16 protein-coding genes and 3 tRNA genes are annotated in these 21,249 nt (G+C 62.1%); all 19 read left to right on the top strand.

Annotated features, from left to right (window positions below):
* Positions 1-19: 19 nt before the first annotated feature.
* Entirely contained in the window at positions 20-1,132 is a 1,113-nt protein-coding gene (gene asd, locus HU731_RS06020; protein WP_186607637.1) for an aspartate-semialdehyde dehydrogenase, read from the top strand.
* Between the two features lie 237 nt (positions 1,133-1,369).
* The gene (locus HU731_RS06015; RefSeq protein WP_186607638.1) at positions 1,370-2,380 is read left to right on the top strand and encodes an aspartate-semialdehyde dehydrogenase; all 1,011 of its coding nucleotides are present in this window, start codon (positions 1,370-1,372) and stop codon (positions 2,378-2,380) included.
* Between the two features lie 161 nt (positions 2,381-2,541).
* On the top strand, positions 2,542-5,076 hold the full coding sequence (locus tag HU731_RS06010; RefSeq protein WP_186607639.1) for a motility hub landmark protein FimV: 2,535 nt from the start codon (positions 2,542-2,544) through the stop codon (positions 5,074-5,076).
* Positions 5,077-5,283: 207 nt separating this feature from the next.
* The gene (gene truA / locus HU731_RS06005; protein ID WP_186607728.1) at positions 5,284-6,108 is read left to right on the top strand and encodes a tRNA pseudouridine(38-40) synthase TruA; all 825 of its coding nucleotides are present in this window, start codon (positions 5,284-5,286) and stop codon (positions 6,106-6,108) included.
* 63 nt (positions 6,109-6,171) lie between these two features.
* Complete coding sequence (locus HU731_RS06000) at positions 6,172-6,804, top strand: phosphoribosylanthranilate isomerase (RefSeq protein ID WP_186607640.1); 633 nt, start codon at positions 6,172-6,174, stop codon at positions 6,802-6,804.
* Positions 6,805-7,049: 245 nt separating this feature from the next.
* A complete protein-coding gene (gene accD / locus HU731_RS05995) occupies positions 7,050-7,970 on the top strand; it encodes an acetyl-CoA carboxylase, carboxyltransferase subunit beta (protein WP_003192545.1) in 921 nt (306 codons plus the stop codon).
* Entirely contained in the window at positions 7,967-9,274 is a 1,308-nt protein-coding gene (gene folC / locus HU731_RS05990) for a bifunctional tetrahydrofolate synthase/dihydrofolate synthase (protein WP_186607641.1), read from the top strand. The genes accD and folC overlap by 4 nt, the downstream gene beginning before the upstream one ends.
* On the top strand, positions 9,258-9,914 hold the full coding sequence (locus HU731_RS05985; RefSeq protein ID WP_032896150.1) for an SPOR domain-containing protein: 657 nt from the start codon (positions 9,258-9,260) through the stop codon (positions 9,912-9,914). Before folC ends, HU731_RS05985 begins: the two co-directional genes overlap by 17 nt.
* A 631-nt stretch (positions 9,915-10,545) precedes the next feature.
* Positions 10,546-11,103 (top strand): CvpA family protein, encoded by a 558-nt coding sequence (locus HU731_RS05980; RefSeq protein ID WP_005789751.1) that lies wholly within the window; start codon positions 10,546-10,548, stop codon positions 11,101-11,103.
* A gap of 41 nt (positions 11,104-11,144) precedes the next feature.
* Entirely contained in the window at positions 11,145-12,650 is a 1,506-nt protein-coding gene (gene purF / locus HU731_RS05975) for an amidophosphoribosyltransferase (RefSeq protein WP_003192537.1), read from the top strand.
* A 65-nt stretch (positions 12,651-12,715) separates the two neighbouring features.
* A complete protein-coding gene (locus tag HU731_RS05970; protein ID WP_014719150.1) occupies positions 12,716-13,927 on the top strand; it encodes an O-succinylhomoserine sulfhydrylase in 1,212 nt (403 codons plus the stop codon).
* An 11-nt stretch (positions 13,928-13,938) separates the two neighbouring features.
* A complete protein-coding gene (locus tag HU731_RS05965) occupies positions 13,939-14,703 on the top strand; it encodes an SDR family oxidoreductase (RefSeq protein ID WP_003192533.1) in 765 nt (254 codons plus the stop codon).
* A 107-nt stretch (positions 14,704-14,810) separates the two neighbouring features.
* Positions 14,811-14,886, top strand: a tRNA-Val gene (locus HU731_RS05960).
* A gap of 55 nt (positions 14,887-14,941) precedes the next feature.
* Positions 14,942-15,018: transfer RNA gene (locus tag HU731_RS05955), tRNA-Asp, on the top strand.
* Positions 15,019-15,123: 105 nt separating this feature from the next.
* Positions 15,124-15,200, top strand: a tRNA-Asp gene (locus HU731_RS05950).
* A 387-nt stretch (positions 15,201-15,587) separates the two neighbouring features.
* Positions 15,588-18,419, top strand: a complete 2,832-nt coding sequence (locus HU731_RS05945; RefSeq protein ID WP_186607642.1) for a xanthine dehydrogenase family protein molybdopterin-binding subunit — start codon at positions 15,588-15,590, stop codon at positions 18,417-18,419.
* Entirely contained in the window at positions 18,412-18,951 is a 540-nt protein-coding gene (locus HU731_RS05940; protein WP_047711400.1) for a (2Fe-2S)-binding protein, read from the top strand. Before HU731_RS05945 ends, HU731_RS05940 begins: the two co-directional genes overlap by 8 nt.
* Positions 18,952-18,953: 2 nt before the next feature.
* Complete coding sequence (locus HU731_RS05935; protein WP_186607643.1) at positions 18,954-20,189, top strand: c-type cytochrome; 1,236 nt, start codon at positions 18,954-18,956, stop codon at positions 20,187-20,189.
* Position 20,190: 1 nt separating this feature from the next.
* A complete protein-coding gene (locus HU731_RS05930) occupies positions 20,191-21,162 on the top strand; it encodes an XdhC family protein (protein WP_186607644.1) in 972 nt (323 codons plus the stop codon).
* The last annotated feature ends 87 nt before the right edge of the window (positions 21,163-21,249 follow it).

The following is a 21,249-nucleotide window of genomic DNA, read 5'->3' as shown; positions in this document are numbered from 1 at the left end:
TTAACAAGGTGTAGTTGCGATGAAACGTGTAGGTCTGATCGGTTGGCGCGGTATGGTCGGTTCCGTGCTCATGCAGCGGATGCTGGAAGAGCAGGATTTCGATCTTATTGAGCCGGTGTTTTTCACCACTTCGAACGTAGGTGGCCAAGGGCCGTCCGTGGGCAAGGACATTGCCCCACTCAAGGATGCCTACAGCATTGAAGAGTTGAAGAGCCTCGACGTGATCCTGACCTGCCAGGGTGGCGACTACACCAGCGAAGTCTTCCCCAAGCTGCGCGAAGCCGGCTGGCAGGGTTACTGGATCGACGCCGCCTCGAGCCTGCGCATGCAGGACGACGCAGTGATCATCCTCGACCCGGTCAACCGTAAGGTCATCGACCAGCAACTGGACGCCGGCACCAAGAACTACGTGGGCGGCAACTGCACCGTCAGCCTGATGCTGATGGGCCTGGGCGGCCTGTTCGAAGCCGGCCTGGTGGAGTGGATGAGCGCCATGACTTATCAGGCGGCCTCCGGCGCCGGCGCGCAGAATATGCGTGAACTGATCAAGCAAATGGGCGCGACCCACGCCGCTGTCGCCGACCAACTGGCTGACCCGGCCAGCGCGATCCTCGACATCGACCGCCGTGTGGCCGAGGCCATGCGCAGCGACGCCTACCCGACCGAGAACTTTGGCGTGCCATTGGCCGGTAGCTTGATCCCATGGATCGACAAGGAACTGCCTAACGGCCAGAGCCGCGAAGAGTGGAAGGCCCAGGCCGAAACCAACAAGATCCTGGGTCGCTTCAAGAGCCCGATCCCGGTGGATGGCATCTGCGTGCGCATTGGCGCCATGCGTTGCCACAGCCAGGCACTGACCATCAAGCTGAACAAAGACGTGCCGATCGCCGATATCGAAGGGCTGATCAGCCAGCACAACCCTTGGGTCAAGCTGGTGCCGAACAACCGTGATATCAGCATGCAGGAGCTGAGCCCGACCAAGGTCACCGGCACCCTGAATGTGCCGGTGGGCCGCCTGCGCAAGCTGAACATGGGCAGCCAGTTCCTCGGCGCGTTCACCGTCGGCGACCAACTGCTGTGGGGCGCGGCAGAGCCGTTGCGTCGCATGTTGCGGATTTTGCTGGAGCGTTGATCGCTTGAGGCAATAACAGAAACCCGCGTTCTGGTGACAGGCGCGGGTTTTTTGTTGCCTTTGAAGCCCTCATCGCAGGCAAGCCAGCTCCCACATTTGACTGTATTCACAGGTCAAAATGTGGGAGCTGGCTTGCCTGCGATGAGGCCCTCAACCACACCGCAAAAAGCAGCCCAATTGCCTCACTTGCCACCACCCGGTAAAGTGCCGCTCCCCCGTAATGCCCGAGGCAATCCCATGACCCAGACCTTTGAAATCGCCGTGATCGGCGCCACCGGTACCGTTGGCGAAACCCTGGTGCAGATCCTCGAAGAGCTGGAGTTCCCGGTGGGCACCTTGTACCTGCTGGCGGGCAGCAACTCGGCGGGGGCCTCGGTGCCGTTTCGGGGCAAGAACGTGCGGGTCAAAGAAGTCGACACGTTTGACTTCAGCAAGGTGCAGTTGGCGTTCTTCGCCGCAGGCCCGGCGGTGACCCTGAGCTTCGCCTCGCGTGCCACCGCCGCTGGCTGCGCGGTGATCGACTTGTCTGGCGCATTGCCCGCCGAGCAGGCCCCGCAAGTGGTGCCGCAGGCCAACGCCCATGTGCTGAAAGCGTTGAAGAAACCTTTTCAGCTCGGCAGCCCGAGCCCTTGTGCCACTTACCTTGCGGTGGTGCTGGCGCCGTTGCGTGGTGTGGTAGACATCCAGCGCGTCAGCGTCACCGCCAACCTGGCAATCTCCGCCCAGGGCCGCGAGGCCGTCAGCGAGTTGGCGCGCCAGACCGCCGAACTGTTGAACGTGCGCCCGTTGGAGCCGGCGTTCTTCGATCGGCAAGTGGCGTTCAACCTGCTGGCGCAAGTCGGCACGCCGGATGCCCAAGGTCATACCGCCCTGGAGAAACGTCTCGTACACGAACTGCGCGCCGTGCTGGAAACACCGTTACTAAAGATTTCTGCCACCTGCGTTCAAGCCCCGGTGTTTTTCGGCGATAGCCTGACTGTGTCGCTGCAACTGGCAGGGCCGGTCGACCTGGCCGCGGTGAACCGCGCCCTCGACGCTGCACCGGGTATCGAGCTGGTGGAGGAGGGTGATTACCCCACGGCCGTAGGCGATGCCGTTGGCCAAGACGTGGTGTACGTAGGGCGAGTTCGCGCCGGTATCGACGACCCGGCGGAACTAAATCTTTGGCTGACGTCAGATAACGTACGCAAAGGCTCGGCCCTGAACGCCGTGGAGCTGGCGCAGTTGTTGATAAAAGGCCTTGTGTAAAAGATACTTGGCGGCAATTTGTAGATTGATTCTAACCAGGCGCTATGCTTGGTCCCAAGTGAAACACAAGCGCGTCGGTGACCTATCGGCTCGCCATGCCTAATGGCAGCGGTTACCAACCTTCTCGCAGGGCGGGAAGCGTTCAAACAAAGGATGAGGCTATGGTTCAAGTTCGCAAACTGGTGTTAGCAATAGCGGCCGCCTCGGCGCTGTCCTCCGGTATGGCGCAGGCGCTGCAACTTGGGGAGATGACCCTCAAGTCGAAGTTGAACCAGCCGCTGTCGGTGGAAATCGAATTGCGCGATGTGGGCGGCCTCACGGCGTCCGAGATCACCCCCAGCCTGGCGTCTGCCCAGGCCTTCGTGGACGCGGGTGTCGATCGCCAGGCGTTCCTCGATGACCTGACGTTCACCCCGGTGATCAACCCCGAAGGTCGCAGCGTGGTGCGCGTGACCTCCAGCAAGCCGCTGCCCGATTCCTATGTACGCTTCCTCATGCAGGTGCAATGGCCCAATGGCCGTTTGATGCGTGACTACAGCGTGCTGCTCGACCCGGCCAAGTTTGACCAGCCGGCCCCGACGGCGAGCGCGCCGGCCAGCACCGCGCCAGCCAGTACTGCACCTGCCGCCAGCACGCCTGCCCAGCACACCACCACATCCCGCGACACCTTGTGGGAAATTGCCGCAAAGAACCGCAATGGCGCCTCGGTCCAGCAAACGATGCTGGCCATCCAGGCGCTTAACCCGGATGCCTTTGTCGACGGCAATATCAACCGCCTGAAAACCGGCCAGGTCCTGCGCCTGCCGGACGCTACGCAAAGTACCGCCCTGGCGCAGCCGCAAGCGATTGCCGAAGTGAGCGCACAGAACGCCGCCTGGCGCCAGGGCCGCCGTGGCCCTCAGAGCCAAGTGGCCGGCAAGCCACAGTTGGACGCGACCAAGCGCACCCAGGCCGGGAATGCGCCGTCGAGCACCCAGGCCAAGGACAACTTGAGCCTGGTGTCTGCCGAAGCCGCCAAAAAAGGCGCAAAGGGCACCGTCGGTGACAGCCGCGCCCTGAGCGACAAGCTGGCGATGACCCAGGAAGAGCTCGACACCACGCGGCGTGACAACGAAGAACTGAAAAGCCGCGCCGCCGACTTGCAAAGCCAGTTGGACAAGCTGCAGAAGCTGATCCAGCTGAAGAATGACCAGTTGGCTCGTTTGCAGGCGCAAACGGGTGAACCACAGACCGCCGCGATGCCCGCGCAGTTGCCGGGTGAACCTGCAGCCGAGCCTGCGGCTCCCGCCGCAACACCCGCGCCAGCGCCTGAACCGGTCAAGCCGGCTGCCGCGCCGGCCAGCACCGAAGGCAAGTTCAATGACCTGCTGACCAACCCGATTGTGCTCGGCATCCTTGGTGGTGCGGCCCTGCTGGTGGTGCTGTTGCTTCTGCTGCTGTGGGCGCGCCATCGCAATGCTCGCCGTGAAGAAGAGAAGCATCTGCGCATGGCGCGGGCGTTGGCCGAAGAGCCTGTGTTCGTTTCCAATATCGATCAAGACCTGCCGCCTGACAGCTTCGAGGGCCTTGAAGTGCCGCCGCCGAGCGTCAAGCTCGACACCGCAACGCCGCCAGCACCTGCGCCTGCACCGGTGGTTGAGACGGTTGTGGCACCGACGGTCGCCTCCGTACTGGCGCCGTTGGCGGTTGCCGTGGCTCAGGAAAACTCCAGCGACGCCCTGGCCCAGGCCCAATCCCATATCGACCGTGGCCACCTGAACCAGGCGGCGGATGTGCTTGAGCAAGCCATCAAGCGCGAGCCCAAGCGCAGCGACCTGCGTTTGAAGCTGATGGAAGTCTATGGTCTGCAGAACAACAAGGACGGGTTCGTCACCCAGGAGCGCCAGTTGGTGGCCAACGGTGAGAACCATGCCCAGGTCGAGCAGCTCAAAGCGCGCTTCCCGGCCATGGCCGTGTTGGCGGCGGGTGTCAGTGCCGCAGTGGCTGCTGCGGCCCTGGACGCGCAATACGTCAAGGACCTGCTCGACGACAAGCCGGCCCCAGCCCCGCAGGCAGATACCTTCGACACCGATTTCGACCTGAGCCTGGATGATCTGGAAGCCGCCTCACCGGCCGAGATCGCGCAAGACCAGCAAACCTTTGAATCACTGCTCAAACAACAGACCGAGCCCAAGGCCGATGCGCAGGACCTGTCGGACTTTGACCTAGACCTGCAACTGGACCCTCCTGCGTCGCAATCTGATGACGACTTCCTGTCGGGCCTGGAAGGGCAGATCAAGGATGTACCGCCGGTAGAGCCGCCGACCCTGACGCCGGCTGCGCTGGACGAATTCGACCTGCCGGAAGACTTTGACCTGTCGCTGGCGGACGAGCCGAACGCGCCAGCGGCCAAGCCCGATGCTTTTGCTTCGGAGCTGGACGACGTCAATGCTGAGCTGGATCGCTTGTCCCAGAGCCTGGAACATCCGTCGATCGAGCCTTCCTTCACGGCTGAAGATGCCGCGAAGGGCGCTGAGGATGAGCCGGAGTTCGATTTCCTCTCCGGCACCAATGAAGTGGCCACCAAGCTTGACCTGGCCCAGGCCTACATCGACATGGGCGATGCCGAAGGCGCGAAAGACATCCTGTCCGAAGTGCTGACCGAAGGCGACGAAGGTCAGCGTAGCGAAGCCAAGGAAATGCTCGGCCGAATCTAACGGCCGACGCAGAAAAATGTGGAAGCGGGCTTGCTCGCGAATGCGCTGGTTCAGCTGCTGATGTGCTGGATGATACGGCGTATTCGCGAGCAAGCCCGCTCCCACATTTAAAGTCCACTCATGCACCCTGACGCCCTATAATGCCCGCCTTTGCGCAACTCATCAGGCTCACAGTTCTTGGCAAATATAGATAACGCGGCTGCCGAAATGGCGGCCGCAGGCTTTTACCGCATCGCCCTGGGCGTGGAATACAAAGGCTCGCGCTATCGCGGCTGGCAGCGTCAGGCCTCCGGGGTGCTGACGGTGCAGGAAACCCTGGAAAACGCCCTGTCCAAAGTCGCCAACTCGCCGGTGTCGCTGATGTGCGCCGGGCGTACCGACGCTGGCGTACACGCGTGTGGCCAAGTGGTGCACTTCGACACCCAGGCCGACCGTTCAATGAAGGCGTGGGTGATGGGCGCTAATATCAATTTGCCCCATGACGTCAGCGTCAGCTGGGCCAAGGTCATGCCGGCGCACTTTCACGCGCGTTTCAAGGCCATCGCCCGGCGTTACCGCTACGTGATCTACAACGATCAGATCCGCCCGGCGCACCTCAATGAAGAGATTACCTGGAACCACCGCCCGCTGGATGCCGAGCGCATGGCCGAAGCCGCGCAGCATCTGGTGGGGGTGCATGACTTCAGCGCCTTCCGTGCCGGGCAGTGCCAGGCCAAGTCGCCGATCAAGGAAGTCCACCACCTGCGGGTGACGCGGCACGGCAAGATGATCGTGCTGGATATCCGTGCCGGGGCCTTCCTGCATCATATGGTGCGCAATATCGCTGGGGTGCTGATGACCATCGGCACCGGTGAGCGCCCGGTGGAGTGGGCCAAGGAAGTGCTGGAAAGCCGCATCCGCCGCACGGGCGGGGTCACGGCGCATCCGTTCGGCCTGTATCTGGTGGATGTGGAGTACCGCGACGAGTTCGAACTGCCGGAACGCTATATCGGGCCGCACTTCCTCACCGGTTTCAGCGAACTTGGCGGCTGACGCCCGGAAAAGCTTTTGTTACCATCCGGGACTTTCTCGGTCCAACCCTGAGGTTCCTACGACATGCCAGCCGTTCGCAGCAAGATTTGCGGGATTACCCGCATAGAAGACGCGCTGGCGGCAGTCGAAGCGGGGGCGGATGCCATCGGTCTGGTGTTTTATGCCAAGAGCCCACGGGCGGTGAATGTGCTGCAGGCGCGGGCGATTATCGCTGCGTTGCCGCCCTTCGTGACCACCGTGGGGTTGTTCGTCAACGCCAGCCGCTGCGAGCTCAACGAAACCCTGGATGCGGTGCCGCTGGATATGTTGCAGTTCCATGGCGACGAAACGCCAGAGGAATGCGAAAGCTATCAGCGCCCGTACATCAAGGCGTTGCGGGTCAAGGCCGGGGACGATATCGCCGCAGCCTGCGCCGCCTATACCGGCGCTCGCGGGATTCTGCTGGACACCTACGTCGAAGGCGTACCCGGTGGTACGGGCGAGGCGTTCGACTGGTCGCTGATTCCCGAGGGGTTGAGCAAGCCAGTTATTCTCGCGGGTGGGCTCACCCCTGAGAATGTCCAGGCGGCCATCGAGCAGGTCCGGCCGTATGCCGTGGACGTCAGCGGTGGGGTGGAGCAGGGCAAGGGGATCAAGGACCCGAGCAAGATTCGCGCGTTCATGCAGGCCGTGCGCAACAGCAGGGGTGGGATGTGACGGCTGGCAGTCTGCCGCCGTCCATAACTACCACTGTGTAAAACAGCCCGGCGCCGCCTGTGGGTGGCCCGGAAACGAAGTGGCAACCCTGCGCTGGCAGGTTGTCTGGAAGGCTGAGGATACGGGCGGGAAATGGCAGGTCCAACGTCTGACCCCGTCCCACCTGTGTCATCGCCACATATGAATTTAGCTCAAGGGCATACGCGGGGCTGTGTTCAAGCCACCGGTACTGGAGAAAAGAAAGCATGAGCAACTGGTTAGTAGACAAACTGATCCCTTCGATCATGCGTTCCGAGGTGAAGAAAAGCTCGGTTCCTGAAGGTCTGTGGCACAAATGCCCATCCTGCGACGCGGTGCTGTATCGCCCCGAGCTGGAAAAGACCCTGGACGTTTGCCCCAAGTGCAACCACCACATGCGTATAGGCGCCCGCGCCCGTATCGACATCTTCCTGGATGCCGATGGCCGTAATGAGCTGGGCGCCGACCTGGAGCCGGTTGACCGTCTCAAGTTCCGCGACAGCAAGAAGTACAAGGACCGCCTGGTCGGTGCGCAGAAGCAGACCGGCGAGAAAGACGCCCTGATTTCGGTCAGCGGCAAGCTGCTGGGCATGCCAGTGGTCGTTTCGGCTTTCGAATTCTCCTTCATGGGCGGTTCCATGGGGGCCATCGTCGGTGAGCGCTTTGTTCGCGCTGCCAACTATGCCCTGGAAAACCGTTGCCCGATGATCTGCTTCGCCGCCTCCGGTGGTGCGCGTATGCAGGAAGCCCTGATTTCCCTGATGCAAATGGCCAAGACCTCGGCGGTACTGGCGCGTCTGCGTGAAGAAGGCATCCCGTTCATCTCCGTGCTGACCGACCCGGTCTACGGCGGCGTGTCCGCCAGCCTGGCAATGTTGGGCGATGTGATCGTTGGCGAGCCTAAAGCCCTGATCGGTTTTGCCGGCCCCCGCGTGATCGAGCAGACCGTGCGGGAAAAACTGCCGGAAGGCTTCCAGCGCAGCGAGTTCCTGCTGGAGCACGGTGCGATCGACCTGATCATCCCGCGTGGCGAACTGCGCCCGCGCCTGGGCAGCCTGCTCGCGCAAATGATGGGCCTGCCGACGCCTGTGTACATCGCGCCTAAGGTCGAGCCGATCGTCGTGCCGCCGGTGCCTGCAAACCTATGACCCAACGAACCCTGGGCGAATGGCTCGCCTACCTTGAGCAGTTGCATCCGTCCGCCATCGACATGGGCCTGGAGCGCTCGCAACAGGTAGCGGCCCGCCTCGGGTTGGGCCGGCCGGCACCGCGTGTGATCACGGTGACCGGCACCAACGGCAAAGGCTCCACCTGTGCCTTTGTCGCCGCGCTGTTGCAGGCCCAGGGCCTCAAAGTCGGCGTGTACAGCTCGCCGCACCTGCTGCGCTACAACGAGCGGGTGCAGCTCAATGGCGTAGAAGCCACTGATGCCCAACTGTGCGAAGCCTTTGCTGCGCTGGAGGCCGGGCGTGGCGACACTTCCCTGACCTATTTCGAGATGGGCACCCTGGCGGCGTTCTGGTTGTTCGAGCGTGCTCAGCTGGATGTGGTCGTGCTGGAAGTCGGTCTCGGCGGGCGCTTGGATACGGTCAACGTGGTGGATGCCGACCTAGCGCTGGTGACCAGCATTGGTGTCGATCATGCTGACTATCTGGGCAATACCCGTGAATCGGTGTCTTTTGAAAAGGCTGGGATCTTCCGCCAGGGCCGTCCGGCGCTGTGTGGTGACCTGGATCCGCCGCAACCCTTGCTCGACAAGGCGCGTGAGCTCGATTGCCCGTTCTATCTGCGGGGTCGCGAATTCACTCTGGATATCGGCGAGACCCATTGGCAATGGAGTGGGCAGGATGCACGTGGCCAACGGGTAGAGCTGCTTGATTTACCGTTGCTGAACCTGCCGATGGAAAACGCCGCGCTTGCGCTGCAAGCCTATCTGTTGCTGGACCTGCCGTGGGATGCCACGCAGATTGCCGCGACCTTGCTGGCAACCAAAGTGGTGGGGCGCCTGGATCGCCGAACCTTCGACTGGCAAGGCAAGCGCCTGAGCCTGATGTTGGACGTAGGCCATAACCCCCATGCTGCCGACTACCTGGCGCAGCGTCTGGCGCGCACACCGCCGGTGGGGCGTCGCCTGGCCGTGTTCGGGTTGCTGGTCGACAAGGACCTGGACGGCGTGGTTGCGCCACTGCTGGGCAGCGTCCAGTCTTGGGCGGTTGCGCCGCTGGATACGCCGCGCAGTCGTCCGGCTGTTGAGCTGGAAACGGCCTTGCAGAACCTTGGCGCGCCGGTGACGTCGTATGCAAGCGTCACTGCCGCCCTGGAAGCGCAGTGTGCGGTAGCGACGGCCGAGGACGAAATCCTGTTGTTCGGATCATTTTATTGTGTTGCCGAGGCGCTTGAATGGCTGGCCCGGCGCTCCACGGAGGAAGCTGCACATGGCATTACTGGATAGCGCATACAAGCAGCGAATGGTCGGGGCCCTGGTGCTGGTGGCGTTGGCGGTAATCTTTCTACCGATGCTGTTTTCCCGCCAGGACGAACAGCGCCAAGTGGTGGTTGAAGCCCCCGCCGCGCCCCAGGCACCGGTGGTGCCGCAGGTTCAGATCGAGCCGGTGGTGGTGCCTGAGCCCCAGGCGTTGCCGCAAGAGCCTGTGCCCACCGATGAGGAGGTTGCCGCGCAAGAGGCGCCTTCGATGCCGGTGCAGCCAAGTGTCCCGGTAGTCAAACCGACCCCGGCACCGGCCGTTGCTGCCAAGCCGGCCGCACCGGCACCAGCGCCCAAACCGGTAGCGCCGCAGCCTGCGGCACCGGGCAAGCCGGATGTGGGCCAGAGCCGCATCGACCCTAATGGCCTGCCGGTCAGTTGGTCGATCCAGTTGGCCAGCCTGGCCAATCGCGAAAGTGCCGACGCCCTGCAGAAAAAGCTGCGTGCCCAGGGCTATAACGCTTATATCCGCAGCGCCGACGGCAAGAACCGCGTATTTGTCGGCCCGCTGATCGAGCGTGCCGAGGCAGATCGCCTGCGCGATTTGCTGGGTCGCCAGCAAAACCTCAATGGGTTTGTGGTGCGTTTCCAGCCCGAGCGCGGCTGAACAACTGCCGGCTTTGGCTGGTAATACGGCCTGAATGTGGGAGCTGGCCTGCCTGCGATCCAGTCAACTCGGTGATTCCGGTACACCGAGTCGATACCTTCGCAGGCAAGCCAGCTCCCACAGTCGACCGCGCCCGGCCACACACTCCACGATGCGAAGCGAGCCGCTCTTGATCTTGATCTGCTTTTGATCTTAGGCGCCCCGTTAAACCACGCTGGCGGATTACGGGCACACCGAGCCTAAGCGAGGTGCCGAGTGGTGGGGCAAGATCCCTTTTGGTTACTTTTGGGGCTCTTTTCCAAAAGTGACCCGCTGAGAGGAACCCTAAGTGGCCGTTACCGCAGCAATGGATATGTACACACCAGGCCGCCTTCGCGAGCAAGCCCGCTCCCACAGTTGGATCGTGGGGTGTCAGCTGTCAGTTCGTCACGGGCGGGAGCAAGCTCCCTCGCCACAGGTTCAGCGTCGGCCCTAAGCTATGTAGATACCGCTCCCACATTGGTGTGTGCCGGGGTTGAAATACGATTGGCCCGTCACAATCTATTGATTTGCAAAGCACCCGCAATCACCGCTTACCGATAGCCCGGCGCTCTGCTAAAATGCGCCGCCTTATCCGTACGTAGGCTGCACTGTGCCATTTACCTGGGTTGATTGGGCGATCGTTGCAATCGTCGCCATCTCCGCTTTGATCAGTCTGAGCCGCGGCTTCGTAAAAGAAGCACTGTCGTTGCTGACCTGGATCATCGCAGGAGTCGTAGCCTGGATGTTCGGTGGTTCACTGTCGGTCTACCTGGCCGGGTACATAGAGACACCTTCGGCTCGCGTCATCGCGGGCTGCGCCATCATGTTCATCGCCACGCTGCTGGTGGGGGCAATGGTCAATTATCTTATTGGCGAGTTGATACGTGTCACCGGCCTCTCCGGGACCGATCGATTTCTCGGCATGGCCTTCGGGGCTGCGCGTGGCGCGCTGCTGGTGGTCGTGGCGGTCGGGCTGTTGAGCCTGGGGCCGGTACAGCAGGATTCGTGGTGGCAGGAGTCGGTACTCGTGCCAAAATTTCTATTGGTTGCAGACTGGTCCAAGAACCTCATATTGGGGTGGAGCAGTCAGTGGCTGGCCAGCGGAATCAGCGTACCCGCTGATCTTCCGTTCAAGGAACACCTCTTGCCGGCGCAAACGCCTCAGTAAGCTGTGTTCAGTCAAGATTCATTAAGTAGGGGTTGCGTCGCATGTGTGGCATCGTCGGTATCGTCGGTAAGTCGAACGTCAATCAGGCGCTGTATGACGCGCTAACCGTCCTCCAGCACCGCGGCCAGGACGCTGCCGGTATTGTGACCAGCCACGACGGCCGGTTATTCCTGCGCAAGGACAATGGCCTGGTGCGTGACGTGTTCCATCAGCGTCACATGCAGCGCCTCGTCGGGCACATGGGCATTGGCCATGTGCGTTACCCGACCGCCGGTAGCTCGACCTCGGCCGAAGCTCAACCGTTCTACGTCAACTCGCCTTACGGCATTACCTTGGCGCACAACGGTAACCTGACCAACGTTGAACAACTGGCCAAGGAGATCTACGAATCTGACCTGCGCCACGTCAACACCAGCTCCGATTCGGAAGTGCTGCTCAACGTGTTCGCTCACGAGCTGGCCCAGCGCGGCAAGCTGCAGCCGACCGAAGAAGACGTGTTCGCTGCCGTGATCGACGTGCACAACCGTTGCGTCGGTGGTTATGCGGTGGTGGCGATGATCACCGGTTACGGCATCGTCGGTTTCCGCGACCCCCACGGCATTCGCCCGATCGTGTTCGGCCAGCGTCACACCGACGAAGGCGTCGAGTACATGATCGCTTCCGAAAGCGTGTCCCTGGATGTGCTGGGCTTCACCCTGATCCGCGACCTGGCGCCGGGCGAGGCTGTCTACATCACTGAAGACGGCAAGCTGCACACCCGTCAGTGCGCTGTAGCCCCGAAACTCACCCCGTGCATCTTCGAGCACGTCTACCTGGCGCGTCCGGATTCGATCATCGACGGCGTCTCGGTCTACAAGGCGCGCCTGCGCATGGGCGAGAAGCTGGCCGAGAAGATCCTGCGCGAGCGTCCCGAGCACGACATCGACGTGGTCATCCCGATCCCGGACACCAGCCGTACCGCCGCGCTGGAGCTGGCCAATCATCTGGGCGTCAAGTTCCGCGAAGGCTTCGTGAAGAACCGCTACATCGGCCGTACCTTCATCATGCCCGGCCAGGCGGCGCGCAAGAAGTCGGTACGCCAGAAGCTCAACGCCATTGAGCTTGAGTTCCGCGGCAAGAACGTGATGCTGGTGGATGACTCCATCGTGCGTGGCACCACCTGCAAGCAGATCATCCAGATGGCCCGCGAAGCCGGGGCGAAGAACGTGTACTTCTGTTCCGCCGCGCCAGCGGTGCGTTACCCGAACGTGTACGGTATCGACATGCCGAGCGCCCATGAGCTGATCGCGCATAACCGTTCGACCCAGGACGTGGCCGACCTGATCGGCGCTGACTGGCTGATCTACCAGGACCTGCCTGACCTGATCGAAGCGGTTGGCGGTGGCAAGATCAAGATCGAGCAGTTCGACTGCGCCGTGTTTGACGGCAAGTACGTGACCGGCGATGTCGATGAGGCCTACCTGAACAAGATCGAGCAGGCGCGCAACGACTCGTCGAAGATCAAGACCCAGGCGGTCAGCGCGATCATCGACCTGTATAACAACTGAGTAAACACCGGCCCTGAGGGGCCGGTTTTGTATCTTAAACAAAGAATTGAATAAGGAGTCGCAGCATGAGTCAGGAATGGGATGCCGGTCGGTTGGACAGCGACCTCGATGGCGTAGCTTTCGATACCCTGGCTGTGCGCGCCGGCCAGCACCGTACCCCGGAAGGTGAGCACGGTGACCCGATGTTCTTCACCTCCAGCTACGTGTTCCGTACCGCCGCCGACGCTGCTGCGCGCTTTGCCGGCGAAGTGCCGGGCAACGTGTATTCGCGCTACACCAACCCGACCGTGCGCGCGTTCGAAGAGCGTATTGCGGCCCTGGAAGGTGCCGAGCAGGCCGTGGCGACCGCCACCGGTATGGCGGCCATCCTCGCTGTGGTGATGAGCCTGTGCAGCGCCGGTGACCATGTGCTGGTATCGCGCAGCGTGTTCGGCTCGACCATCAGCCTGTTCGAGAAGTACTTCAAGCGTTTCGGTATTGAAGTGGATTACGTGCCCCTGGCGGACCTGTCCGGCTGGGAGGCGGCCATCAAGGCCAATACCAAGCTGTTGTTCGTCGAATCGCCGTCCAACCCGCTCGCTGAGCTGGTGGACATCGCTGCGCTGTCCGAAGTCGCGCATGCCAAAGGCGCGATGCTGGTGGTGGACAACTGCTTCTGCACCCCGGCCTTGCAGCAGCCGCTGAAGCTGGGTGCGGATATCGTGGTGCACTCGGCAACCAAGTTCATCGACGGCCAGGGCCGTTGCATGGGCGGCGTGGTGGCCGGTCGCAGCGAGCAAATGAAAGAAGTGGTGGGCTTCCTGCGCACCGCCGGCCCGACCCTGAGCCCGTTCAACGCCTGGATCTTCCTCAAAGGCCTGGAAACCCTCAGCCTGCGCATGAAAGCCCATTGCGCCAACGCCCAGGCCCTGGCCGAGTGGCTGGAACAACAGGACGGTATCGAGAAGGTGCATTACGCCGGCCTCAAGAGCCACCCGCAACACGCCTTGGCTCAGCGCCAGCAGCGTGGTTTCGGTGCGGTGGTGAGCTTTGAAGTGAAGGGTGGCAAAGACGGCGCCTGGCGCTTTATCGACGCGACGCGCCTGATCTCCATCACCGCCAACCTGGGTGACAGCAAGACCACCATCACCCACCCGAGCACCACCTCCCACGGGCGCCTGGCACCGCAGGAGCGTGAAGCGGCCGGCATCCGTGACAGCCTGATTCGCATTGCAGTGGGCCTGGAAGACGTTGCTGACTTGCAGGCAGACCTGGCCCGCGGGCTGGCGGCCTTGTGATCGAGTGGTCCATGGAGGCCGCAGCGGCCAGTAACGGGCGCGTGGCGTTGGTGACGGGCGCGGCGCGGGGCATTGGCCTCGGGATTGCCGCGTGGCTGATCAGTGAAGGCTGGCAGGTGGTGTTGACCGACCTGGACCGCGAGCGCGGGGCCAAGGTGTCCAAGGTGCTGGGCGACAATGCCTGGTTTATCACCATGGACGTGGCCGACGAGAAACAAGTGGCCCAGGGGGTTGCCGAGGTGCTGGGGCAGTTCGGGCGCCTGGATGCGTTGGTGTGCAATGCGGCGGTGGCCGACCCACGCAATATCACCCTGGAAAGCCTCGACCTGGCGTACTGGAATCGCGTGCTGGCGGTCAACCTCAGTGGGCCGATGCTGCTGGCCAAGCACTGCGCGCCTTACCTGCGTGCCCATGGCGGTGCCATCGTCAACCTGGCCTCGACCCGGGCGCGTCAATCCGAGCCCGACACCGAGGCCTATGCGGCCAGCAAAGGTGGGTTGTTGGCCCTGACTCACGCCCTGGCCATGAGCCTGGGGCCTGAAGTGCGAGTCAATGCGGTCAGCCCTGGCTGGATCGACGCGCGTGACCCGGCGGCGCGGCGTGCAGAACCGCTCACCGACGCCGATCATGCCCAGCATCCGGCGGGCAGGGTAGGGACGGTGGAGGACGTGGCGGCGATGGTGGCCTGGTTGCTGTCACGCCAGGCCGGGTTCGTCACCGGGCAAGAGTTCGTGGTGGACGGTGGCATGAGCAAGAAGATGATTTACAGCGAGTAGGGCCGGTGGCCGTCTTGAAGTCATTTTGTCTTTTTCAGAAAAACTTCAAGCAGGCTATTGACTTAGGTCCGCTACCTGCGTAAATTTCGCGGCCTCAACGAAGCAAAGGGTGATTAGCTCAGCTGGGAGAGCATCTGCCTTACAAGCAGAGGGTCGGCGGTTCGATCCCGTCATCACCCACCACTTCTTGAGAGTTTTGCCTTAGGGCAAGACGCAACGTTAAAGGTTGCACCGACGCGCAGCGGTAGTTCAGTCGGTTAGAATACCGGCCTGTCACGCCGGGGGTCGCGGGTTCGAGTCCCGTCCGCTGCGCCATATTTTCCAGGTCCGATCCGTCGGGCTTGAGATTGAACAGCCAAGGCTGATCGGTCAGACGTTTAAAGGTGGTTGAGGTTTCATGCTCAGCCAGCCAAGCGATACGCAGCGGTAGTTCAGTCGGTTAGAATACCGGCCTGTCACGCCGGGGGTCGCGGGTTCGAGTCCCGTCCGCTGCGCCATATCTGCCTCAAGGCCCACTGAACGCCTTGAAGCACAAGGAAAGCCACTGGCTCACCTTGATCCGATAGCAAAGACCCTGGTCGAAAGACCGGGGTTTTTTGTGTCTGGGGTTTGGAAAAAACCTCATCTTCTTCGCTACCACCAGCGCTCATTATCGGCAAACGGCCGACAGATCTTTTCGATTCTGTCGGCCGTTTTGCGTTCTTGTGTCAAAAAATTTCAATGTGGTTATTTGCCGCAGGCGCAGAAACCTTTAAAGTTAACCCTTCGGTCAACTTTGCACTGTCATCATGGCCTTTTGATTCGTCGAGAAAGGCTTCTGCAAGTCTCCAGATTCGGTGTACTTAACCATAAGGGCGGATTTATAACCGCTCAGAGGATGATCCATGTCCAACCGTGAAATAACCCGGCGCTCGTTCCTCCAGGGCGGGCTGGTGGCGGGTGTGAGTGTCACGCTCACGCCGCTCAGCACCCAGGCGCTGGCTGCCTTGATGGAAAACAGCGTGACCGTGCCGTCTGAAAAGTGGCTCGGCCATAACGGCAAGGCGCGCCAGCGTAACGATGCCTTGTCGAAAGTCTGCGGCAGCAAGGTGTTTGCCCGCGACATCCGTTCCAAGGACATGCCGGGCTGGCCCCAGCAGCAAGGTCACGCCATGTTGCTCAAAACCATCAAGGCCGACCACATCTACGCGGGCTACGACCTGTCGTGGCTTGGCGCCGATCTGCAGCCGGATCGTATCGTCACTGCTGCCGACCTGGACAAGGACGGTATCGTCTTCCCGGAAGAACATGCGCCGGACCCGTTGCTGCCCGAGGGCAAAGTGCCGATGTTTATCGGCCACCCGGTGGCGATCCTGATCTGGAACGACTTCGAGCGTTTCCGGCAGGCCAAGAACAAGCTCAAGTTTAATGACAAGGCGATTCGCTACGGTGCCAAAGTGCCGTATTACGAAGGTGACCCCTACGGCAGCTTCCGTTACGTGCGCGTGGGAGGCCCGACCTCGGCCGACGAAGACGAATTCGCCAGCCTCAAGGATTCGATCCTGTTCCCGATGCTGAAAAACCGTCGCCCGGTGTGGAATTCCCAGCCGAACCTGCACGGCAACCTGACTGAGCGCGGGTTGTTTTACGCCGACCGGATGAAGAGCCAGATCAACACGCCGCCGGACAACTGGCTGGTGTTTGACGAGCGCTACAAAACCCCATCGATCGAACCGGCCGCCATGGAGCCGGACAACGGCAACGGTTGGTACGATCCGGCAACCAAGACCCTGCACTTTGTGGTGGCCACCCAGTGCCCATTGGAAGTCGCGACCGAGACCGCCAAGATGATCTCGCCGTCGCGCTTCGGCCTGGCCCACCTGAATATGCACCCGGGTTACACCGTGGGTTACGGTTCCAAAGACCACAATATTTTCGTCTACTACGCCGCCCTCGCTGCGTTGTATGGCGCCGGCGTGCCGGTGCGCCTGGCCAACGACCGTTACGAGCAGTTCCAGAGCGGCATCAAGCGTCACCCGTTCGATATCCGCTACCAGTTGGCGGTCGACAAAAGCGACCACAGCTTCAAAATCTTCCTCGCCGACATGAGCGTCGATGGCGGTGGCCGGATCAACTACAGCCCATCGGTGGCTGCGGTCGGCGCCACGGCGGCGCAATCGATCTACTACATGCCGCAGAACGACCTGCAGGTCACTGCGTACCACTCCCGTGGCGTTGAAGCCGGTTCGATGCGGGGCTACGGCACCCTGCAAAGCATGGCGGCGACCGAGATGATGGTCGACGAAATAGCCGGTCGCCTCGGTGTGGATGCTATTGAGCTGCGGCGCAAGAACGCACTGCGCTCGGGCATGAAAAACACCCAGGGCGCCATTCCTGCCGGTGCGTTGCGGCTGCACGAAATACTCGACAAGGCCGCTGTGCACGACGTGTGGAAAAACCGCGACGCGATCAAGCAACAACGCGAAGCCGCCGACCCGGATAACTGGTATGGCGTCGGTTTTGCCATCTGCCAGAAAGACTTCGGCACCGGTTCCGAAGCGCCGATGGCCAGTGTTGAATTCAGCGCTGACGGTCGCATCAGCCTGCGTCATATCGGTATCGAAATCGGCACCGGCATGTCCACTTCGCAATCGCTGGTAGTCGCCGATTTCCTCGGCAGCCCGGCCCACGAAGTAAAGACTGGCGAAACAGAGTGGAAGGAAATGCAGCTGGTCACCGGCGGCAACCCTTACACCATGAGCCAGGCCGAGCAGGACAACCTGCTGCGCAACCCGCGTTGGGTGGGCAAGCTCGCTTCGGCGTCTTCGGCGACCAACTCGGCGTACTACTTCAGCCACGCCACCCGTGAAGCGGCGCGTGTGCTGTTCAACCACGGCCTGTGGCCAGCGGCGCTGGAGATCTGGCGCCAGGGCCCGTTCGGCGGCCAGGCCAACCCCTATGTGGTACGTCGCGAAGACGCGCATTGGGTGGACGGCAAGCTCACCGCCAACGGCATGCAGCCGTTGAGCTTTGAAGAGCTGGCCAAGCGTGCTCATGAGCGCGGCCTGGTCACCGCTGCCACGGTCCACGGGTTTAACCGCTGGAGCTGGGCCGAGGCTGAGTACAGCATCGACGGCGTGCGCGAGCGCCTGCCACTCGACGCTCTGGCGGTGAAATATGGCAACGGCGCACCGAAAGCCAAGCAAGCGCTGATGAGCACTGCCGGTTTCCACCTGCTGGACCGCCAGAACATCAGCTATCCCGCCACCCAGTTGAACAACGCTGCGGTGACGTACTACAGCCCCGTCGCCACGTTGGTCGAGTTGAAGGTCAACAAGGGTTCGGCGCAGGTCGAAGTGCTCAATCACCATTCGTGGATCGAGTGTGGTCGGGTGCTGGTGGAAGAATTGGTCAAGGGCCAGCTCGAAGGTGGTGTGGCCATGGGCATCGGTCACGCCTTGATGGAAGAAATGCCGCTGTACGAAGGCGGGCCGGGGGAGGGTGACTGGAACTTCAACCGCTACCGCCTGCCGATGGCACGTCACGTTGCCGTGTGGAAACAGACCTCAGAGATTCTGCCGGCGCTGTCGCCGAGCGACCCGTCCAAAGGTATCGCTGAAGTGGTGATGATCCCGATTGTCGGGGCCATCGGTAATGCGGTGGCGCACGCCATCGGTAAACGTGTTCGCGACCTGCCAATCACGGCTGCCCGCATCAAGGAGGCCCTCAATGGCTAACCGTCCGCTTCAACTGACCCTCAATGGTCAACCCGTCGGCCCGGTGGACATCCCTGATGACCTGCCGATGATCGACTACCTGCACGAGTACAAGAACCTCACCGGCTCGCGGTTGGGCTGCGGCCAAGGCATTTGCCACGCCTGCGTGGTGATCGTCGACAACCCGGACGGCACCAGCGAAGAAGTGCGCACCTGCATCACCGGCGCGCATTACTTTGAAGGCAAAAAAGTGCGCACTATCGAAGGCCACGCCAAGCGCGATGAGTCGGGCCAGGTCACTGAGCTCAACCCGATCCAGCAGCGCTTTGTGGATGAGTTCGCCTTTCAGTGCAGTTACTGCGCGCCGGGCTTCGTCAATGCGGCCACCGTGTTGGTGGAGAAACTGCAACGCCAGCCGACCGTGCACAGCAAGCTGGAACAAGTCATCGAGGACAGCCTCGGTCATCACGTCTGCCGTTGTACCGGGTACGTGCGTTATTACAACGCCACCCGCAACGTGCTGACCGATCTCGGCCTGGTCAAGGAGGGTTAAGCATGAAGCTTTTTCTGACCCGCCTGGCCTTGACGGTCGGCCTGGCTGCGCCGGTATTGTTTGCCCACGCTGATGATCAAGCCAAGCGCGGCGAATACCTCGCCCGCGCCGCTGACTGCATGGCGTGCCACACGGCACCGGGCGGCGCGCCGTTTGCGGGCGGCCTGCCGATTGTCTCGCCGTTTGGCACCATCTACGGCACCAATATCACGCCGAGCAAAGAGCACGGCATCGGCTTGTACAGCGATGATGAGTTTTTCGCCGCGTTGACCGAAGGCAAGCGTCGCGACGGCGCGTACTTGTATCCGGCGATGCCCTATACCTCTTACCACCTGATGCCGCGTGAAGACTCGGACGCGATTCATGCGTACCTCAAGACCATCGAGCCGATCGAGCGCGCAGCGCCGGTGACGAGCCTGAGCTTTCCGTTCAACGTGCGCCTGGGCCTGATGGGCTGGAACGTGCTGTACGGCAAAGCGCTGAAATTGGAACCGGCCCAAGGCAAGAGCGAAGCCTGGAAGCGCGGCCAATACATGGTCGAAGTGCTCGGCCACTGCGGCGAATGCCACACGCCACGCGGCCTGCCCGGTGCGATGGAGCTGGACAAGCGCCTGACCGGCGGCATCCTCAATGGCTATCTGGCGCCCAGCCTGCTCGCCACGGACCTGGCCGCACGCGGCTGGAATGAGCAGGACCTGAGCACCTTCCTCAAGCACGGCATGAGCGCCCAAGGCACGATGTTCAACGAGATGTTCCCGGTGTTCCACAACAGCACCCAGGGCCTGAGCGATGCGGACCTGGCTGCGATGGCGACCTTCCTGCTCGGCGATAAACCGCCGGCAGCCAAGGCGTTGGTCGAAGTGCCGGTGGACAAGCTTGGCCCGAGCGCCCAGCGCGGTCGTCAGGAATACTTGAACGTCTGTGCCGGTTGCCATGCGGTAGGTGGCGAAGGCAAGCCGCATATCGCGGTGGCGATGCGCGGCAACACCACGCTGCGTCTGGAAGACCCGCGCAACCTGGTGCGGGTGATCGAGGACGGGATCGGCGAGCAGAAGTTCTCCGGGTTCGAGCACATGCAACCGATGCCGGGCTTCGCTGGAAAACTCAGCTCGGAGCAACTCACCGACCTGGTCAATTACCTGCGCCAAGGTTGGGGCGGGCAATCGGCGGAGCTGGCGGTGAGCGATGTGCAGAAGCTGCAGGCCGAGGCGCCGTCCATCGAGCACAAGGCGCACTGACATGCAGCATCTGGATCTGCAAGTGGTGCGACGGGCGCTGGAGTGGTCGGTGGCCGGGCAGCGCATCTGGCTCTGTACGGTGCTGGCCACCTACGGCTCGGCGCCGCGTGCGCCGGGTTCGCTGCTGGCGGTGAACGCCGCTGGGCAGTGGATTGGGTCGTTGTCGGGTGGTTGCGTCGAGGAAGACTTTCTCGAACGCGTCGCCGAAGGTGCGTTTCTCGATGCGGTCAGCGTGGTGCGCTACGGCGCAGGGGACGATCCGCGCTCGCGGGTCAGCCTGCCTTGTGGCGGCATTCTCGATGTCTTGGTTGAGAAGCTCGAGCCAGACTGCGAGGTGCAGGCGCACCTGCGTGAAGTGGAGTCGGCGCTGCTCGGGCAGCGCCGCTTGATTCGCGAGGTCGACCTGGGCAGCGGGGCGCGCAGCTTGCTCGTTGATCGCGAGCAGGGCGCGCGCATCGAGCGTGACAGTGAGCGGGTGCGCATCCGTGTTGGTGCGGCTCAGCGTCTGTTGCTGGCCGGGTACTCCAGTGTGGCACAGGCATGTGCCGAGTTTGCGGTGGGCCTCGGTTTTGAGGTGATCCTCTGCGATCCGCGCGATGAAGTGCTGGAAGGTGTGGTGCTCAATGGCGTGGAGATTCGTCGCCAGTTGCCGTCGGTGTTTATTGCCGACGGCGGCTGTCACCGTGATACGGCGGTGGTGGCGCTGACCCATGACCCGCGTATCGACGATCTGGCGATGATGGAAGCGGTGCGTACCGACGCGTTCTACATTGGCGTGATGGGGTCGTTGCAGACCTCGCAGAAACGCTTTGAGCGACTGCGCCGCATCGGTGGGTTAGGGGAGGCTGAATTGGCGCGGATACACGCACCCATCGGGCTTAACCTGGGCAGCAGGACGCCATCGGAAATCGCGCTGGCAGTATTGGCCGATATCGTACGGATTCGTAGCGGGATTGCTCGCGACCAGCTCTGAAGCGCAGCCCTGTAGGTGTAGGAGCGAGCTTGCTCGCGAAAAACTTCAACGATAACGCGTTTATTCTGAATGAATGCGGCGGCTGTG

The sequence above is a fragment of the Pseudomonas salmasensis genome, assembly GCF_014268375.2.
In the GTDB taxonomy this organism is placed as follows: Bacteria; Pseudomonadota; Gammaproteobacteria; order Pseudomonadales; family Pseudomonadaceae; genus Aquipseudomonas; species Aquipseudomonas salmasensis.
Note: the sequence above shows the minus strand (reverse complement) of the source record. Positions and strands in the feature narration are given on the sequence as shown.

Coding starts and splice junctions, on each gene's coding strand:
- asd (WP_186607637.1), top strand. CDS start 20: ATGAAACGTGTAGGTCTGATCGGTTGGCGCGGTATGGTCGGTTCCGTG.
- HU731_RS06015 (WP_186607638.1), top strand. CDS start 1,370: ATGACCCAGACCTTTGAAATCGCCGTGATCGGCGCCACCGGTACCGTT.
- HU731_RS06010 (WP_186607639.1), top strand. CDS start 2,542: ATGGTTCAAGTTCGCAAACTGGTGTTAGCAATAGCGGCCGCCTCGGCG.
- truA (WP_186607728.1), top strand. CDS start 5,284: ATGGCGGCCGCAGGCTTTTACCGCATCGCCCTGGGCGTGGAATACAAA.
- HU731_RS06000 (WP_186607640.1), top strand. CDS start 6,172: ATGCCAGCCGTTCGCAGCAAGATTTGCGGGATTACCCGCATAGAAGAC.
- accD (WP_003192545.1), top strand. CDS start 7,050: ATGAGCAACTGGTTAGTAGACAAACTGATCCCTTCGATCATGCGTTCC.
- folC (WP_186607641.1), top strand. CDS start 7,967: ATGACCCAACGAACCCTGGGCGAATGGCTCGCCTACCTTGAGCAGTTG.
- HU731_RS05985 (WP_032896150.1), top strand. CDS start 9,258: ATGGCATTACTGGATAGCGCATACAAGCAGCGAATGGTCGGGGCCCTG.
- purF (WP_003192537.1), top strand. CDS start 11,145: ATGTGTGGCATCGTCGGTATCGTCGGTAAGTCGAACGTCAATCAGGCG.
- HU731_RS05970 (WP_014719150.1), top strand. CDS start 12,716: ATGAGTCAGGAATGGGATGCCGGTCGGTTGGACAGCGACCTCGATGGC.
- HU731_RS05965 (WP_003192533.1), top strand. CDS start 13,939: ATGGAGGCCGCAGCGGCCAGTAACGGGCGCGTGGCGTTGGTGACGGGC.
- HU731_RS05945 (WP_186607642.1), top strand. CDS start 15,588: ATGTCCAACCGTGAAATAACCCGGCGCTCGTTCCTCCAGGGCGGGCTG.
- HU731_RS05940 (WP_047711400.1), top strand. CDS start 18,412: ATGGCTAACCGTCCGCTTCAACTGACCCTCAATGGTCAACCCGTCGGC.
- HU731_RS05935 (WP_186607643.1), top strand. CDS start 18,954: ATGAAGCTTTTTCTGACCCGCCTGGCCTTGACGGTCGGCCTGGCTGCG.
- HU731_RS05930 (WP_186607644.1), top strand. CDS start 20,191: ATGCAGCATCTGGATCTGCAAGTGGTGCGACGGGCGCTGGAGTGGTCG.